Below are 17,756 nucleotides of genomic sequence, written 5' to 3' on the forward strand. Positions count from 1 at the left end.
CAATCACTTTTGTATAAACTGCATTGCAATTTGAAATAGCCAATATTTGGCAATGATAGGAATAACCAAAGAGGGTAAAAAAATCATGCTCAATAAACATCCACCCTCTTTTGTAAAAATATTTCGAGAAAATAATTGAATATTATTTTTTTTAAACAGAAAAAAGCCTCTTACAAAAAACAATAAAAACAAGCATGATCCCAACCAGGGAAACTGTGCAAACAAACTCGCAATCAAAATTGCACATGCAAAAAATATGCCAAATGGCGGAAATGCAGATATGGCAATGACAAACCAACCTCTAGAATCCACAGCAAAAGGACTTTTTCGAAGAATATACCCTAACGGTGCATAAATAACCAGAACGGTTATGAAAAGGCAAAAACTGTATAAACCCTGAAATCCATTGGAAAAAATACCAGCCAAAGCTGCCAAAATAGTGATCAAAAACGGGGAATACAAAAAAGGATCATCATTCTCCTTTATAATAATGATAATGAAACTGATCAACCCTAATATCATGAGAAATGATTGAGGGTTTTGATAAGATGAGATTTGAAATAATCTTATGAATAAGGAGAGAAAAGCAACTGGGATGATAAAAAAGATAATACTGCCAATTAAAGTGGGCAAATGAATGACAAAACGTAGAAAAATGATGAATACGGGAAACAACCCGATCATTTGAACAATACTAAACGCCAGGATAAAACTGCCAAAACGGGGTAACAAGGGATAGGTTTGTCCAACAGATAACTCAAGAATGAAAACACCCATCAAAGCCATTATCATAAAAAAAAGCATATAGCGGAAGTATTCCCAAGCCGCCTGTATCTGTTCTCCCCCACCATGAATAAAACAAGCCAAAAAAGACAGGAAAATCATGCTATGCAAACAAATCTGCGCTATAAAAAAATTATTAATAGCTACAGCCATCATGGCGGTACAGATAATTAATTGATAGAGGCCGAGACTATAGGATAATTTTTTTTGCTTTCCAGATGAACTTAATTGGCCAGGAACCATGAATTTCAAAACTATTGATGCAATAATGCTACCTATAGCGATCATAACCCTTAAAAAACTTGTTAACTCGTCATGTTTCCAAATAACGGAAAGATAAAAATCATCATGAATAAATGCCGATGCAACCGTAATAAAAAAAAGGATTATTGTTACAATAAAATGACATCGGATTTTTGCACGCTGATGATGACAGGCATAAATTCCTATGATTCCTGCCACGGGCCAGAGAACACAACTCCAATACAAAATTTTTGCTAAATCACCATTTCCGAACACAGTCAACCTGTCCAAAACGTTGCATGATAAAAATAGAAGCTAGCAAAAAAACAACATAAAAAGCAAAAAGAGTAAAAAATGCATAGAATTGACTATTCAATCCAACGACAAGGGTTAAAGCATTCAATACACATAGCATACCAGCAATTTGTCCTCCGATTGCTTGACTGCTCATGCTATAAAATACCCCAACCAGAATTATAGATAAAACTATTCCATATTCCAAGCGGAACAATGAAGGCGGCAATACATGGACAACAAGGGAAACAGCAAGAATGGTCAAGAATAATCCTGTAAATAAGGTTTTCAAAGTATACTGGAAATATTGTCCTTTCAAAATGACCGTAAAAAAAATTGCCACAGTGAAAAGCATAAAAAAACTCAATAACGTAATTTTACTGTTAAGTGCATTCTGCCAACCAGATAAAAGACAGCATCCCGTCAGTATAGAATGAATAACTGCCTGTAACGAAGACGAGGAAATGCCGCTTATCGTAATCAGTAATAGCAGACTCATAAAAAAGGCAAATACCATTCTATATTCCGCCCAAACCTGCAAAATAAATGACAACGGCCACAAAATTCAATACTGTTGCGATACCAATTTTGTAATAACCCTTGGACAAAAATAAGAAATTTCTCATTATAGAAATTACAAGACATTCTATGACAATTTTACCACTCCATGCCAATAATCCAAAAAAAGCGGTTAACAACCAATACATCAAGGATTTTGTCTGTAAATCAAAGATGGCAATACTCTGGGGCCATATTAAAAACGCAATCAGGGATAGCCAGATCAGAAACTGGAGACTAGAAATATAAAACAAGATTGCCTTCTCGTCTCCATCAAACCCATCTTTCTCAATAAAATTCACAAAATCCGGTATATCTAGAACAAGAAAAAATAGAGAACATGCACATATAAAAAGAGGACATAGGGCCAAATTTATCAAACTTGTGGAATTATGAAAAAAAAGTACAATATGCGAAAGTTCTGTACTTTTTGTATTTAAACGGCAAACCATAGCGATCTGTAAAATTGCAGGAATATACATGAAAGTTTGGAACATAATCCGCTGCGATTTTTTGAAACATAGCAGTGAGCAATCTTGAAAAACAAGAAAAAATATCAAAAAAGGTACAAATATTAACAATATCGTAACAAAGATAAAATCGAAATTATTGTTAACCAGGATATTTGTTGAAAATATAGGAATAGATATTGCCACAGTTACTAATAATCCAATAATTATTAAATAAATCAGGGTATTGACAGACAATATTTTTTTAAAAAGAAAATTTAAAATTCGTGAATATATAATTTTGATATTTTGTAATACATATTGGGATGATTCCAAAGGTTTTCCCTGAATTTTTCCATTCAACCTTTCCATAAACACCATAATTAAAGGTGCCATACCTAAAATCAATAATACATGAAATAGGATCATTAATAGGGACATCAACCAATACAGAAATATCATCTAGCAAAAAATCCTATTAATAACAAAGAGATAATAATTATAGATATAAAGACTTTCTGCTCATTTTCCCAAATCAATAAATTAAAATAATTTCTATAATTAGAAAAGCAACGATAAAATTTTACACTTTCTACATATCCTTTACGTTTTATAACTAAATATTTTTTAAAAAGTAAAATATCAGTCAATATATAGATAAATGTTTTTTCACCAAAACCGAAACTGGTTTTATCAACATGATCCTCATAGACATCCTGTTCTGAAACAGCATATTTTTTTGTTTGATTTATCAACGCTTTAAATTTAATTTTCTCTTTCACAAGATAAAATAAACCTACCAAGATTAATAAATATATCATTGGAAAAACAGGGGCAAACGAAAATTGCAATTCATCATTTTTGAATGCAAACCAGTGTAATTTTTCCGTGTGAATTAGATTTTTTTTTATTGGATAGATTAGAAACGATATTATGCCTGGACAAAAGGACAAAAAAAATAGACCGGATAAATAAATCCTGATCCCTTTTCCGTTTTTTTGTAAAAAATTAAATGATAATTTTGATGATAGATTAAATTGATGCCGATTTTTTTTATAAAGATTTAAAAGTAAGTTGATCCATCCCAGAACCAAAAAAAGAAAAATAACAGAATTACATCCTATAAAAAATAATGCAAATATCATATTGAATAAATAATGATTGAATATGACATTCATGCCTAGTTGCAAATTCCCCCATAACAGCGTAAATCCGGGAAATGGAGGAAAACCAGACAACAACAGTGCTAGGCAAAAAAAGGTACAAATTGAAAATGCCTGATTGATATGTCTTTTCAAAAAAAAAGTTAATAGAAAAGCCAGTGCAAATCCTAAATTCTGAATTAGTAATCCAAAGAAAAGAAAATCATACGTCAAAGACAGTATGGCTAATTTTTGAAAATGAATTGAAAATAAAAGGATGCAAACAAGCTCAAGCCATAATGCATTGTTCAAAGAATATAAATATCGTAACCGATCGTATACAGTTACACTTTTTAAACTGGACCAACCCAAACGCAATGCAGATGTTAAGCCTAGAAATCCAGTAAATAAAATCAAGATAAGGGAAAATTTGTAATCATTAACACTGATGATAAATCTTAATAATGCATAAAATCCAATCAAGCTTTTTAAACAAATCAAATAGAAAGAAATATCACCAATTCTATTAAGTTTTTCATCAGATTTTTCGTTATGAAAAAAATCAAATAATCCAAGCAGAAAACATATAGGCAAAAGCGATAAAAAAAACAGACAATCTATATTATTGGATTGCATAATCCTAGAAAAATCAATATCTCTTGGACTAAACTGGTTATCACTCATAACAGGTAAAAAGCTCATGACCCCCAACAAACATGCAAAAGCAATCCAATAAACCAAATTTTTCTTCTGATCTGCCTGATAAATAATCAATAAAACCAATGATAAAAGAAAAATCAGAAAAAAGAAATTTCCTGCAACAAAAAAGGATATGGCGATAATATTTAAAAAGAGGAAATAACAATTTTTAGACAACAACGGTTGATAATATAAGAATAAAAAGGCAGTCGTAAACAACAACAAAAGGAAAAAACAAGATAGTCCATCTAAATAGAAACTGATTTTATATACGTCACTTAGAATAAAAGGATAAAATGATAATGGATCGGAATGAAATACCAGTGCAAGAAAGGCAAGAAAAGCCCCAGTGATAGATCCATAAAGTGGAAAACTACAAGATAACTTAGGAAAGTAATATTTTTCAGATTTTATAAACCCAACGTTAACAAGATAGAGTATACTTGTTTGATAAAGCAATAAAATGATTCCTAATATGATCAAACACAAAATTAACGTTGACAGAATTTTACCCCCTCAAGACTCATAGTAATTTCAAATAATATGATTTACGAATAATATTTCATAATCGCTTGATCAACTGTATCAACCTTTTTCCCACCCTTTTTCTGTTTGTTTCCAATAAGTCAAATCATGTCCAGCCTTTTTCAGTTTACGCCACCGTTCACGAGCCGCCAATACAAACTGTTCCTCTTTTCCATCAAATAAATCGAACACCCGTTCAAATTGACTGATATCATTCACTGATTGACCATGAACAACAAACAGATAGGCTGCCTGGTTTGGATTTTCCTCAAAAGTCGTCAACCAAATTGGTTGCCATTCAGGATATTCATCCCGATAGTCTTTTGCATGACAACCATGTGGTAACCAAATAGGGTCTATAACATTCCATAAAATCTCTGTCAGTTTTTCCAACTGTTCATCATCCTTGCATAGAACAATCCCTTTTTGTTTTTGTTGTCTTGTGCGTATCAGCAAAGAGGGAAGCGCCTGCTCCATACTTGTTCGGGTCAAATGATAAAAACCAACAGAGGTCATCGAATTCCCTTATTTTTCGTAATAAGTTTCAACAAAATGGTTTAACAGATTTACACCGAAAGCTGTCGCCCCTTTTGGACCGCAATAATTGGGTTTTGCCGTGTAGGCTGTTCCGGCGATATCCAAATGAGCCCATGGAGTATCATTAACGAATCGTTTTAAAAATTGTGCGGCGGTAATGGATCCTCCATCACGCCCACCAATATTTTTCATATCCGCAAAATCAGAATTGATCGCTTTATCATAAGCATCGCCCATTGGCATACGCCATAATTTTTCTCCGGAATCATGACCGGTTGTCGACAATTTACCTGCCAGTTCATCATCATTTGAAAAAAGACCGGCATATTCATATCCAAGTGCAACAACCATGGCTCCGGTTAATGTTGCAAGATTGACCATGAAACGCGGTTTGAAACGATCCTGCGTATACCAAAGTAAATCTGCCAGTACCAATCGTCCCTCTGCATCCGTGTTCAAAACCTCGATTGTCTGTCCAGAGGCACTGCAAACTATATCTCCGGGGCGTTGCGCATGACCAGATACCATGTTTTCAACCAGACCTACAACACCAATGACATTCACCTTGGCTTTACGTTTGGCCAGAACAGACATCAATCCTGTTACAGTCGCGGCGCCAGCCATATCCATTTTCATGTCTTCCATGCCATTCGCTGGTTTTAAGGAAATCCCTCCGGAATCGAAAGTGACACCCTTTCCAAGAAAGGCGAGAGGCGGATCTTTATCATCAGGATTTCCATTCCATTGCATTACAACCGTATAAGGTTCGTTATTACTACCTTGAGCCACACCCAGAAGGGCACCAAAACCTAATTCTTGCATTTTCTCTTTATTGATAACTTCAACCATAAGGCCCAATGATTCAAGCTTTTTGATACGATTTACAAATTCGGCAGGGTTTAACTGATTAGCGGGTTCATTAACAAGATCCCTGGTCAAATAGACCCCGTCAGCCACCGCAGACAAGCCGGTCCATTGTTTTTGCGCCCCTTCATAGTCAGAAGCCATAATTTTTATCGCTTTTAATTGCCTGAATTCATCTTTTTTACTTTTATCAAGGCAATATTTTTTAAATTCATAATTTTTCAAAACGGCGCCTAAAACAAGATACCCCGCATATTCCGTGAAATCCCAATCCGCCATAATATGAAAAGATTCCACTTTCCTTTGCAAGGCCTGAAGCGCAATTCCACCCACTTCTTTGGCTTTACTGACGGAAAACTTATCCTTCATTCCCAGACCAACGACCAGGATATAATCATGATTTTCATCAGGAGAAACAAGTTTGCAAACCTGTCCAAACTTACCCGTATAATTATCTGCCTTCATCGCCCGATCCAGGGCATTATGAATAATCTTATTAATAACCTTTACAGAATCACCACCCTCATCATTCTCAAACGAGAATAACACAATATTACCTTTTTCTGGTTTATGCAGGTTCGTAAACTGAATATCGAGTGTCACGAAATTATCTCCACTAAAATAAAGTTACTATATTCTATTCAAATTTATCATTGATCGTAGTATTTATGACTATAAATTACGTCCATTTTTTGAAAAAAAGATACCGAAAATCAATCTGTCACTGATTTTAAAGTATTTTTCTCAGCTTTCTGCCTATCTTATCAGATCAATTGACCCTAGTGTTGGATTTTATTTAATGACCCATTTTTCTGATACAGAACTTGTATCGAGAGTTATCTCCATTGCTCAACAGGCTGCTGACGAGATCAATTCTATTCGTAAAACGAATTTTGACATAAAAATCAAAGACGATTCAAGCCCTGTTACCGAGGCTGATAAAGCTTCAGAAGTAATAATTATTCAGGGGCTGAAAAAATATACTCCCTCTATTCCCGTTATTGCTGAAGAGGAAATAGCTTCAGGGATACAAATTCCGGTAAAATCCGAATTCTGGTTGGTTGATCCCCTGGATGGAACAAAAGGCTTCATTCAACATAGTGACAATTTCACGATTAATATCGGTCTGATAAGGGATCATAAACCTGTTCTTGGTGTTGTGGCCTGTCCTGCTTATCACGAATATTTTTTTGGTGTTGTGAATAAAGGGGCTTGGAAAATTGATAAAACTGGCCGAATTATACCCATTCATGTTCTTTCCCCACCCAATCAACAGTTTCGTGTTCTTTTTTCACCTCGATGCATAAAAAATCCATCCTTTGAAAAATTTTTGAAATTATTTAACACTTCATCTGTTGAACGTTTTGGTTCAACCTTAAAAATCCTGCGCATTGCAGAGGGAAAGGCAGATTTACACCCTCGTTTCAGTCCAACCATGGAATGGGACACCGCTGCACCTCAGGCAATTCTCGAGGCTGCAGGTGGAATTATTCACGATTTCAATAATCAGCCATTGCAATATGGTAAAAAAAATTGGAGAAATCACAATTTCTACTGTTCAAGCATACCGATTGATTCTTATTTAAAAAATACAGACTTTTAATTTCAATGACACTTTTACTTACCAACACGCCATTCAATATCCACAAAGCCGCTTCGATTTTACATGATGGCGGATTGGTTTCCTTTGGAACTGAAACAGTTTACGGATTGGGCGCCGATGCCACCAATAACCAGGCTATCGCAAAAATTTATCAGGCAAAAGGACGTCCAAATTTTAATCCGCTTATTATCCATTTTGCACAACTTGAGCATGTTTTCCAATTTGTTGAAAAGAATGATCTGGCATATGAATTGGGTATTAAATTTTGGCCTGGTCCATTAACTCTTATTTTAAACAAACAAAAAAACACACAAATCAGCCAAGCCGCAACAGCTCATCTGTCAACAATGGCCGTCCGTATTCCAAATTCGTTAACAGCCCGTCAGCTTATTGAATACAGTCAAAAGCCGATTGCCGCACCTTCCGCCAATGTTTCGGGCCACGTCAGTCCTACAACAGCTCAACATGTCTATCAGGAACTTAATGGAAAAATCGATGCTGTTTTTGATTCTGGTCCGTGTCAAATTGGTGTCGAAAGTACAATTTTGGATGTAAGCGGTGATTATCCCAAATTACTTCGACCTGGCGGAATATCTGCTGAATCTCTGAGTTCCATTTGCGGACCGCTATCTTTTAAAGATTCTGTAGAAACAAAAATCACCGCACCCGGGCAATTAAGTTCGCATTATGCACCTTCTTTAACGGTTCGTCTGAATTGCACACATGTTTTGGCAAATGAAGCATTGCTTGCCTTCGGTAAAACCACCTTACAGGCCCCTCTTTCGGTTAACCTAAGTCCGACTTCAAATCTTGAAGAAGCTGCGAGGAATTTATTTGCAAATTTGAGGTTTCTTGATACAGAAGGGAAAAAACTCGGATTGCAAAAAATTGCCGTTATGCCTATTCCCGATTATGGCATCGGTCGGGCTATTTGTGATAGACTTCAACGTGCTGCCGCACCTAGACCATAGTTGGATTCATGACCGAAAACATTGATAAAAAAGAGCTGAAAATACTGGCCGATATCCTGGCTTTGGTTCTTGAAAATGAACCAGGTCAATCAGCAAATGCCCTTGAAACCCTGAAAAAAAGGGCAAAAAAGAATATGGTTACTGGTGGAGCAATAAAAAACATTTTTTATTCCATTGCAGAAAATCCACCAAAACCTGAAACAAAACCATCATCCCGCAGTCGTAAAAGCACTACTAACAATGCTGATCTTATCAAAGCACGATCACAGATTAGCAGCCTTACTCAAGATATTAATCGATTGGATACTGTCATTCGCAGCTTACGGGTTCAAAACGAATCGTTACGTTCCGAATTATTGTTGACGCAACAATCACGGGCAGAAATCCAATCAGTACTTTATAGTAATCAGGCCAAGGAACCCTTTAAAAAAATTCTTGGCATCATTTTTTTCATTTGTGGTTTATTAATTGGCATTGCCACTTCCGCTATTTATCACTCTGTTTCTTCAACACCCCCTCCAAATAATTCAATTTATTTAAATTAATGTGAGTTTTTATGGATAATTCTGATTTTATCAATAACCTGACCTCTATTCTTGACACACAAGGAATAATTACAGATCCTAAGGAAAAAATTTCCTATGATACGGATTGGCGCGAAATTTTTCACGCTAACAGTCTTGCCGTTGTCCGTCCAAAAACAACAGAGCAGGTTGCTGAAATTGTAAAATTATGCAATGACTACCAAATTGCAATTGTACCTCAGGGCGGAAATACAAGTCTGGTGGGAGGAGCCTCCCCCACTCCAGATAAAAAGCAAATCGTGCTTAGCCTCAATCGTATGAATAAAATCAGGGATATCAATACAATTGACTACACTATGACCGTCGAAGCGGGTCTTGTTCTTGAAGAGGCGCAAAATATTGCTCTCAAATCTGATTTATATCTCCCAATCATGATATCATCACAAGGATCAGCCCAAATAGGCGGAATTATCGCCACCAATGCAGGTGGTAACAACACCTTACGTTACGGTAATACACGTGAATTCATTCTAGGATTGGAAGTAGTTACAGCAAAAGGCGAAATTTTAAATATTTTGCGGCATTTGAGAAAAGACAATACGGGTTATGATCTTAAACAATTATTTGTAGGATCAGAGGGAACGCTTGGCATTATAACGGCGGCAGTTATCCAGCTGCATGCGAAACCAAAATCAACTGAAGTTGCGTTATGCGCCCTTGCAGACATCCATCAAGCCTTGAAACTTTTAAGACTTTTTCACAATTATAATCCTGCTGCACTACAAGCTTTTGAATATATTTCATCAACAGGAATGCAATTAGTTCGTTCTAATATCGAGGACATCTATTTTCCCCTTGAAACAGAAACATCAACTTATATTTTGGTTGAACTGGCTCTGCCTGAAAAAGGAGATAAATTAAAAGCATTACTGGAAACCGTTCTTGAAGAGGCTTTTGAAAAGGGAATTGTATTGGATGCAGTTCTGGCCGAAAGTGAAACTCAACGGCAAAACCTATGGAAATTGAGAGAGGAACAAGCCGAATCCCAAAAAAGGGCTGGTGCAAATATCAAAAATGACGTTTCCGTTCCAATTTCAGCCATTCCTGAATTTATTGTTCGTGCCACCCAAGCTTGCCAGGAAACGTATCCAGGTATCCGCGTCGCACCATTTGGTCATTTGGGAGATGGAAATATCCATTTTAACCTTGTTCAGCCTGAACATGAAGATCCTGATGAATTTATGCAAAAAAGTCACAATTTAATGAATATTGTATCCAAAATCGTGTTTGATCTACACGGTTCTTTTTCAGCAGAACACGGTGTGGGACAACTTAAAAATTATATGATGTCCGAATGGAAAAGCGAAACTGAACTTGATTTGATGAAAAAAATCAAAAAGGCACTTGATCCCGATAATCTTTTAAATCCTGGAAAAATATTCCCCAAATCTTAAAGATCACGAATAAAATCATCTGCAACTTATTCAGAAAAAAATAAATTAGCAATATTTTATTCTTGCAATATCTGCCTAGAATAAAATATTGCTATTATCATTCGTTATTATAATTAATTTTACTTTTGTATTTAATTAGAGAAAGCCTTTTAGGTATAAAGCAGGATATTAACTAATGCAATTTTTTACATTCTTGCGTCTACCTATGATTGACCGTTATATTTTACGGCAATTACTAATTGCCCTGATTGCCACCACGGGTGGATTAGCGGCTCTAATCTGGCTAACCCAGTCTTTACGTTTTGTCTCTTTGGTTGTTGAAAGAGGACTGTCTCTTAAAGTTTTCCTGCAATTAACCGGCTTGTTAATCCCATCTTTTGTCGCCGTTATTTTACCGATAACAACATTTGTCGTTGTCCAATTCATTTATCAGCGACTGGATGGTGATCGTGAAATCATTGTTATGCGCGCGGCTGGCATATCCTCCTTTTCCCTGGCAAGACCAGGTTTGATATGCTCAATTATTTCAATGATTTTCTGTTATTTATTAAATGTTTGGATTGTTCCAACCTCCTATCACACTTTCCGGAAATTTGAATACAAAATTCGCAATAAAATGGCGGCATTCATGCTGGAGGAAGGAGTATTCACTAACGCTTCTGATAATTTAACCGTTTATATTAAATCCAAAGACAGTAACGGCAATCTACAAGGAATACTAATTGAAGATGATCGCCAACCCAATAATAAGGCAACCATTCTGGCAGAGAGAGGAAATCTGGTCATTCTAAATGATCAACCTCAAGTTGTGTTATTTAACGGATCCAGAGAGGTCATTGATCACAAAACCGGCCGTTTGAATATTCTAAATTTCGAACGTAATACCATTGATTTGTCCTCTAATCGTAACGATGCCGCACGATCCCGTGATGCAACAGAAATGTCAATTTACGAGTTATTACATCCCGATCCAGAAGAGGTTGCCAATAAAGATTACGGGAAACTTGCCGTAGAGGCTCACCGACGATTAACCTCACCTCTGACAATTATATCTTTTACACTCATTGCTCTTGTCAGTGTTTTAAAAGGAAGTTTTGCTCGGTTTGGCAACATTCTAAGACCTCTGGCAGCAATTTTTACGATTGTGGGTTTGCTCGCCGCCTCGCTGATTATGCAAAATTTGGCCAGTCGCAATACCAACCTGATTTTTTTAATGTGGATTATTGCCATACTTCCAGGAATAATCGCTGGTGTAACTTTATTCGGATCTGAAATGATGGCTAAATTATATCATAATGCATCATTCCATCCTTCCTCATACAGCCGAAAGTTATAGATTATGCTCACCGCTTATACAATCTCGATCTATATCGCTCGACAATTTTTTTCGGCTTCCATTTCCATGATTCTGGCCTTGACAGGATTGGTATCATTATTCGACTTTATTGACCTTTTACGTCGCATTGCCACAAGACCAGGAGTTTCAACAAGTATTGTTGCGTATATTGCCCTGGATCATATTCCCAACTTCTGCATGCAAATCCTCCCCTTTGGAATTCTTTTGGGGGGAATAATCTGTTTTTGGAAGCTTACACGATCTTCTGAACTTATTGTTACCAGAGCAGCAGGAATTTCCGTATGGCAGTTCCTAATGGCACCTACTGCCTGTGCCTTTATAATAGGGTTATTTTCCACACTAATCATATCCCCCATTTCTTCCACCCTTTACAGACAGGCAGAAATTCTGGATCAAACCTATTTAACAACCGGTGGTGGAAAACTCACGAATATGTCAGGTGGCTCTTTATGGATAAGACAATCTGATAAAGAATTAACCTCTCGAGGTGTGGCAATTTTGCATGCCCAACAAGTACATGTTATCAACCGCAATTTACATTTAAGCGATGTTAGTGTTCTAAGATTAGATGAAGCGAATCATTTACTGGATCGTATTGAATCACCATCAGGGTATTTGCAACATAATCTTTACTGGGTATTATACAATGCTTATTCTATAAAACCGAATAAGTTCCCGATTAAATTAGGAACTATTAAAATACCAACTGATTTAACTTTACATAATATCGAAGATAGTTTTTCATCTCCAGAGACCTTATCATTTTGGGCGTTACCAGGATTTATTAAATTGCTAGACAAATCAGGTTTTTCATCCATTAGCCACAGGCTTCATTTTCAAGCGCTTTTAGCCCAACCTTTACTTGCAAGTACAATGGCATTGGTTGCGGCGGGGTTTGCCACTCGATCAACTCGACGCGGAGGTGTTGCAAGAATGATAGGCTCTGGTATTGCAGCGGGATTTGCCTTATTCACTATTTCCAAAATAGCTGAACGTTTTGGAGAATCGGGTGCCTTGCCAACTTTTATCGCGGCATGGGCTCCGACCGTAGCCGGCTTGTGTCTCGCAATATCCCTACTTATTCATCTGGAAGACGGCTAATGTCTAGATCCATATCCTCCTTACTTATTCAAAAAATTATGAAAGCAAGAATCCTTCAAAATCAATATTACTCTTTTCTTGCATTCAGTATTTTAAGCAGTTCTTTTATCGCTAATTTATGGATTTTTTGTTCTGTCACCAATGCCCAACAACAAATGCAAATGGCTCATAGTAATATTGGAAAAACCAATGCGGCACCTTTCAGTGGAAAAGACCCCATCACATTTCAGGCTGACAAAGTTTCCTATGATTCCAAGGCTGGTGAGGTTGTTTGGGAAGGTGACGTGCATATTTGGCAAAATGATCACACCTTGAGGGCTGATAAGGTTACTTTTAACAAAACAACAAACATCGCTACTGCATCAGGTAATGTCGCCATGGTCGAACCCGATGGTGAAATCTTGTTTACCCAGCATACGCAACTGGGAAATAACATGCAGGAGGGAATTATGGATCAGGTCTATGCCCTGCTTGCTGATGGAGGTAAACTTGCCGCCAACGGGGCTCGTCGGACAGGAGGTAAAGTCCATGATTTTAGTCGATCAGTTTATACCGCCTGCCCCATTTGCGCGAAAAACCCCAAAAAATCACCTTTTTGGCAGTTTCGATCCTATCAGGCTATCCGTGATATGGAAAATCAACGCATTGATTTCTCAGATACTTTCATTGATTTCTGGGGAATTCCGGTATTTTACATGCCTTTCTTTTCAATTACGGATCCATCTGTAAAACGGCGTAGTGGTTTCCTAATTCCCAGTATCAATTGGAGCAGTAAATATATCGGGGCCTACACAACCATTCCCTATTATTGGGCTATAAATAAATGGTCTGACCTAACCTTTATTCCTCTTTTTGCGACCAAAACAGGGCCACAGCTTTCCACAGTCTATCGCGCCCGTTTCAACAAGGGAATGTTAAGAGTGGAAGGTGGCATTGCCGATGATACCGTTGGTCAACATGCCTGGTACAATTCCTATGCCGACCGATCTGTAGATAAATTTAAAAAAGGTGCACAAGGCTATTTATTCCTAAAAACAGAATGGGCATTGAATGATCACTGGCGTTATGGTGGAAATATCAATGTCGCAAGTTCTGCAAATTACATGCGTGATTACCGTATTAACGGTTATGGACAAGATACTTTAGAATCTGATTTGTATCTTGAAGGGTTTGGTGAAGGATCCTATTCAAAAGTTAGCGTACAAGCCTTTCAAGGATTAAATCGCGGAGTTATAAACAATTCCGATCTTCCTTTTTCTTTACCTCGATATACTTATAGCTATTTTGGACAACCTGATGCACTAGGCGGAAGATTTTCGTTAAACACCACTGATTTTGTTCTTTATCGTCCACGTGGTGTTAATGACCAACGTGGTGAAGTTGCCTTGAATTGGGATAGACCTTTTGATGATAGTGCAGGTAGAAAATGGCTTATTACACTACATGTTGATTCAAATATATATCGAGGAACACATCTCAATGAACAGCCCGGGTTTTACAGAACCAGAAAAAGCCAATTTACAGGACAAGCACTTCCTACATTTGCCGTTAAAATGAATTGGCCCTTCCTGAGAGAGTTTCACATAGGTGACTCAACAGGAACTCAAATCATAGAACCTATTGTTCAATTAATTGCCGCTCCTCATTCAAAAGGTGGCCGCAATTTCTATATGCCCAATGAAGACAGCTGGAATTATGAATTCACAGATACAACCCTTTTTGCCTTAAACCGTTTTCAAGGCACTGATCGTTTGGATGGCGGCGCCCGTGCCAATGTTGGTGTACATGGAAATTGGACCTGGAATGGCCATCAAGTCGATTTTCTTGTCGGGCAAAGCTATCAGGAACATATTCAAGGACACATGCCAGCACGTTCAGGTCTCGACCATCATATGTCTGATGTAGTCTCTCGCCTGCGTATATCCCCTGTCCAATGGTTAACCGCAACAGGAAGAACTCGTGTTGACCCTTATGACGGTAAAGTCAATTTTGCAGACGCTTTATTCAATTTTGGATTCTCTCATTTTGGCATTAATGGTGGATATATATATGAACCTGTAACCCCTTATTATTACTTCTATAGAAATCCATATGATCATGAGGGCGCCTCCAAATTATATTGGCAGAAAACAAACGAATTGACATTGGGTGTTTCAACCGATTGGGATCATTGGCATGCCTCCGCCTTTGGAAGAAGAAGCATTTCACGAAAGGAAACAGTTGCCTATGGAGGTACTGTTGGTTATCGAAACGACTGTTTTAGTGCCGATGTAATTTATTTCAAACAAAAAACAATGATTAACGGTGAAGAAAATAGTGACATGGTCCTATTTATGCTAAACTTCAAGACAATTGGCGTATTTGGAATTAACGGATGATGACAATTATTATGTTTATGCTTTCAGAAACTGTATTAAAATATAAAAAATATATCATATCATTCCTATTGGCTGGTTACGTTTTTACAGGTCACGGTATTGCACATACCATGGCAAATATAAAACATCACGCCATTTCCAATTCCCCAATACCTCCAACAACTTTGCATGATGGTGAAGATCTCTCATCTACAGCAACCTCATCTGATGATGAAAACAAAATTATCGCCATTATTAATGGTCAATTATTGACACAGCGCGATATAGCAAATCGTGAGAAACTCTTTGAATTAACAGCCGGAATTCATTTAAGTCCTGAAGTGATGCAACATATGCGTCCACAACTGATTAAACAGATGATTACCGAGCGCCTGCATATTCAAGAAATGCTAAGACGCAGCGTCAACATTTCCCCTGAACAGATTGCCAAGGCAATTTCAGGAATTGAAAAACAAAATAATATGCCTGAACACGCCTTAAGGGATAAATTGGCTGAGGATGGAGTTTCTTTAACCACTTTAATTGATCAAATCAGATTGCAAATTGGTTGGGGAAAAGTGGTGCAACAAGAATTGGGCACCCAATCGCGAATTACTGCGAAAGAAGTTGAACAGCGTGAAAAAGCCCTTAAACAAGAAGTGGGACAACCTGAATATCTTATCAACGAAATCTTCGTACCGGTTGAAAATGCTCGTCACCCTGAACAAGAATTGCAATTTACTGAAACCATTATTCAGCAATTACGTAATGGTGCTGCTTTTCCAATTGTAGCGGCCCAATTTTCACAATCCCAGAGTGCTTTACAGGGTGGTGCATTGGGATGGGTTCAAGAAGACAATCTGGATCCAGAAGTGGTAGCTATTGCAAGAAAAATGCCTATTGGTGCAATCTCAAATCCTATTAAGGTAGCAGGCGGCTATATTATCGCAATGCTTAGCGGACGCAGAACCATTGGTAATGAGATGGGAACCCTGATGAAAATACGACAGGTTTTCCTACCTTTTAGTTCCAAACTGAACCCTCAACAACCAACCCCGCAACAGGTTGCCACATTAAACCAAACAACAAAATATAAAAGCACCTTACATTCATGCCAACAAATGGAAGACGCCAATAAAAAGGCTGGAAACATAAGACCTTCCGATCCTGGAGAACTTCAACTTGAACGCTTAAATCCTGAAATGGCTAACATACTTAAAGATTTGCAACCGGGTCAAATCAGCAAACCTTTAGTTTCCCTTGACGGTATCTCATTGCTTATGGTCTGTTCAAAGGAACGCAAAAATCTTTCCGACATTTCTGCAAGTGAAATTGCCAATCAGTTATTGAATCAACGTGTTGAACAAGCCTCTCAACAATTAGATCGCGATTTACATAGACAAGCTATTATCGAATATCACACCCCTGTACAAAATAATGACTCCGACAAAAAACAAACAAAACAACATTCTTCCCCCTCTAAAGGAAACAATTCATAAACATAATCTCTTGGCTAAAAAATCACTGGGACAACATTTTCTGCTTGATCCAAAAATCAACGAACAGATTATTGATCTTGCTGGAAATCTTGAAAATAAGAACATTATCGAGGTTGGCCCAGGCCCAGGGGGACTCACACGTGCTATTTTATCAAGTAATGCCGAAACGGTCATAGGTGTAGAAATTGATAATCGTGCCGTTATCCTATTACAAGAATTAAAAAAATATTACCCGCAACGATTTAAAATTGTTGAACGAAATGCTTTGGAGTTTGATTTAAGCACTTTATGTCAAGCACCAAGACAAATTATCTCAAATTTACCTTATAATGTTGGAACCGCTCTTTTACTAAATTGGTTAAAACAGGCAAATCACTGGGAACGCTTTACCTTGATGTTTCAGCAAGAAGTTGCCTATCGAATTTGTGCGGCACCGAATACTGAATTTTATGGTCGGTTATCCGTTATTTCTCAATGGATTGCATCCTGTACCATTCTTAAACAAATTCCACCGGGTGCTTTTTTTCCTCCTCCAAAAGTTTATTCATCCGTGATACAAATTATTCCATATAAAAAACAACCTTCCCCTGCCTTATTTAAAGCAATGGAGACCATTACTGCCGCCGCCTTTGGCCAACGTCGAAAAATGTTGCGAAGTTCTCTTAAATCAATTAACGGAAAAACCCTACTTGCAAAAGCCAGTATTGATGAAACAAGAAGAGCGGAAACTTTGAGTATTAATGAATTCGACCTGCTAGCCCGTCTTTATCTTGATAAGCAACATTCATAAAATTCA

At 37.2% G+C, this 17,756-nt stretch carries 15 protein-coding genes; 9 read left to right on the forward strand and 6 right to left on the reverse strand.

What is annotated here, in order from left to right; all coding sequences use genetic code 11:
- Nucleotides 1–3 precede the first annotated feature (3 nt).
- The 6 genes from GM552_RS06380 to GM552_RS06405 form a co-directional block, all read right to left on the reverse strand.
- The gene (locus tag GM552_RS06380; protein ID WP_155565741.1) at nucleotides 4–1,302 is read right to left on the reverse strand and encodes a hypothetical protein; all 1,299 of its coding nucleotides are present in this window, start codon (nucleotides 1,300–1,302) and stop codon (nucleotides 4–6) included.
- A complete protein-coding gene (locus GM552_RS06385; RefSeq protein WP_155565742.1) occupies nucleotides 1,286–1,819 on the reverse strand; it encodes a hypothetical protein in 534 nt (177 codons plus the stop codon). Before GM552_RS06385 ends, GM552_RS06380 begins: the two co-directional genes overlap by 17 nt.
- A gap of 19 nt (nucleotides 1,820–1,838) precedes the next feature.
- The gene (locus GM552_RS06390; RefSeq protein WP_155565743.1) at nucleotides 1,839–2,375 is read right to left on the reverse strand and encodes a hypothetical protein; all 537 of its coding nucleotides are present in this window, start codon (nucleotides 2,373–2,375) and stop codon (nucleotides 1,839–1,841) included.
- A gap of 410 nt (nucleotides 2,376–2,785) precedes the next feature.
- Nucleotides 2,786–4,171 carry a hypothetical protein gene (locus GM552_RS06395; RefSeq protein ID WP_155565744.1) on the reverse strand — a complete coding sequence of 462 codons (1,386 nt, stop codon included), beginning with the start codon at nucleotides 4,169–4,171 and terminating at the stop codon, nucleotides 2,786–2,788.
- Nucleotides 4,172–4,753: 582 nt separating this feature from the next.
- Nucleotides 4,754–5,209 carry a DNA polymerase III subunit chi gene (locus tag GM552_RS06400; RefSeq protein WP_155565745.1) on the reverse strand — a complete coding sequence of 152 codons (456 nt, stop codon included), beginning with the start codon at nucleotides 5,207–5,209 and terminating at the stop codon, nucleotides 4,754–4,756.
- 9 nt (nucleotides 5,210–5,218) lie between these two features.
- A complete protein-coding gene (locus GM552_RS06405) occupies nucleotides 5,219–6,697 on the reverse strand; it encodes a leucyl aminopeptidase (protein WP_370533604.1) in 1,479 nt (492 codons plus the stop codon).
- A 196-nt stretch (nucleotides 6,698–6,893) separates the two neighbouring features.
- Between GM552_RS06405 and cysQ the strand changes: the two genes are divergently transcribed.
- The 9 genes from cysQ (at nucleotide 6,894) to rsmA (ending at nucleotide 17,750) form a co-directional block, all read left to right on the forward strand.
- Entirely contained in the window at nucleotides 6,894–7,697 is an 804-nt protein-coding gene (gene cysQ / locus GM552_RS06410; RefSeq protein WP_110438346.1) for a 3'(2'),5'-bisphosphate nucleotidase CysQ, read from the forward strand.
- Between the two features lie 5 nt (nucleotides 7,698–7,702).
- Nucleotides 7,703–8,668 carry an L-threonylcarbamoyladenylate synthase gene (locus tag GM552_RS06415; protein WP_155565746.1) on the forward strand — a complete coding sequence of 322 codons (966 nt, stop codon included), beginning with the start codon at nucleotides 7,703–7,705 and terminating at the stop codon, nucleotides 8,666–8,668.
- A gap of 8 nt (nucleotides 8,669–8,676) precedes the next feature.
- A complete protein-coding gene (locus GM552_RS06420; protein WP_155565747.1) occupies nucleotides 8,677–9,213 on the forward strand; it encodes a hypothetical protein in 537 nt (178 codons plus the stop codon).
- Between the two features lie 11 nt (nucleotides 9,214–9,224).
- A complete protein-coding gene (locus GM552_RS06425; protein ID WP_155565748.1) occupies nucleotides 9,225–10,646 on the forward strand; it encodes an FAD-binding oxidoreductase in 1,422 nt (473 codons plus the stop codon).
- Nucleotides 10,647–10,821: 175 nt separating this feature from the next.
- Complete coding sequence (gene lptF, locus GM552_RS06430; protein WP_110438350.1) at nucleotides 10,822–11,982, forward strand: LPS export ABC transporter permease LptF; 1,161 nt, start codon at nucleotides 10,822–10,824, stop codon at nucleotides 11,980–11,982.
- A gap of 3 nt (nucleotides 11,983–11,985) precedes the next feature.
- Nucleotides 11,986–13,104: an LPS export ABC transporter permease LptG gene (gene lptG, locus GM552_RS06435; protein ID WP_110438351.1), complete on the forward strand. Its 1,119-nt coding sequence runs from the start codon at nucleotides 11,986–11,988 to the stop codon at nucleotides 13,102–13,104.
- Nucleotides 13,104–15,482 (forward strand): LPS-assembly protein LptD, encoded by a 2,379-nt coding sequence (locus GM552_RS06440; protein WP_230882771.1) that lies wholly within the window; start codon nucleotides 13,104–13,106, stop codon nucleotides 15,480–15,482. Before lptG ends, GM552_RS06440 begins: the two co-directional genes overlap by 1 nt.
- Nucleotides 15,479–16,960: a peptidylprolyl isomerase gene (locus tag GM552_RS06445; RefSeq protein ID WP_155565749.1), complete on the forward strand. Its 1,482-nt coding sequence runs from the start codon at nucleotides 15,479–15,481 to the stop codon at nucleotides 16,958–16,960. The genes GM552_RS06440 and GM552_RS06445 overlap by 4 nt, the downstream gene beginning before the upstream one ends.
- Nucleotides 16,899–17,750, forward strand: a complete 852-nt coding sequence (gene rsmA / locus GM552_RS06450) for a 16S rRNA (adenine(1518)-N(6)/adenine(1519)-N(6))-dimethyltransferase RsmA (RefSeq protein WP_155565750.1) — start codon at nucleotides 16,899–16,901, stop codon at nucleotides 17,748–17,750. The genes GM552_RS06445 and rsmA overlap by 62 nt, the downstream gene beginning before the upstream one ends.
- The last annotated feature ends 6 nt before the right edge of the window (nucleotides 17,751–17,756 follow it).

Source organism: Commensalibacter sp. ESL0382, from assembly GCF_009725775.1.
Taxonomy (GTDB): Bacteria; Pseudomonadota; Alphaproteobacteria; order Acetobacterales; family Acetobacteraceae; genus Commensalibacter; species Commensalibacter melissae.

What these genes read in the sequence shown, in the direction of transcription:
- GM552_RS06400 (WP_155565745.1), bottom strand. Translation starts at nt 5,209, where the DNA reads ATGACCTCTGTTGGTTTTTATCATTTGACCCGAACAAGTATGGAGCAG.
- lptF (WP_110438350.1), top strand. Translation starts at nt 10,822, where the DNA reads ATGCAATTTTTTACATTCTTGCGTCTACCTATGATTGACCGTTATATT.
- GM552_RS06415 (WP_155565746.1), top strand. Translation starts at nt 7,703, where the DNA reads ATGACACTTTTACTTACCAACACGCCATTCAATATCCACAAAGCCGCT.
- GM552_RS06395 (WP_155565744.1), bottom strand. Translation starts at nt 4,171, where the DNA reads ATGAGCTTTTTACCTGTTATGAGTGATAACCAGTTTAGTCCAAGAGAT.
- GM552_RS06385 (WP_155565742.1), bottom strand. Translation starts at nt 1,819, where the DNA reads ATGAGTCTGCTATTACTGATTACGATAAGCGGCATTTCCTCGTCTTCG.
- rsmA (WP_155565750.1), top strand. Translation starts at nt 16,899, where the DNA reads ATGACTCCGACAAAAAACAAACAAAACAACATTCTTCCCCCTCTAAAG.
- cysQ (WP_110438346.1), top strand. Translation starts at nt 6,894, where the DNA reads ATGACCCATTTTTCTGATACAGAACTTGTATCGAGAGTTATCTCCATT.
- GM552_RS06420 (WP_155565747.1), top strand. Translation starts at nt 8,677, where the DNA reads ATGACCGAAAACATTGATAAAAAAGAGCTGAAAATACTGGCCGATATC.
- GM552_RS06390 (WP_155565743.1), bottom strand. Translation starts at nt 2,375, where the DNA reads ATGTTCCAAACTTTCATGTATATTCCTGCAATTTTACAGATCGCTATG.
- GM552_RS06440 (WP_230882771.1), top strand. Translation starts at nt 13,104, where the DNA reads ATGTCTAGATCCATATCCTCCTTACTTATTCAAAAAATTATGAAAGCA.
- GM552_RS06445 (WP_155565749.1), top strand. Translation starts at nt 15,479, where the DNA reads ATGATGACAATTATTATGTTTATGCTTTCAGAAACTGTATTAAAATAT.
- lptG (WP_110438351.1), top strand. Translation starts at nt 11,986, where the DNA reads ATGCTCACCGCTTATACAATCTCGATCTATATCGCTCGACAATTTTTT.
- GM552_RS06425 (WP_155565748.1), top strand. Translation starts at nt 9,225, where the DNA reads ATGGATAATTCTGATTTTATCAATAACCTGACCTCTATTCTTGACACA.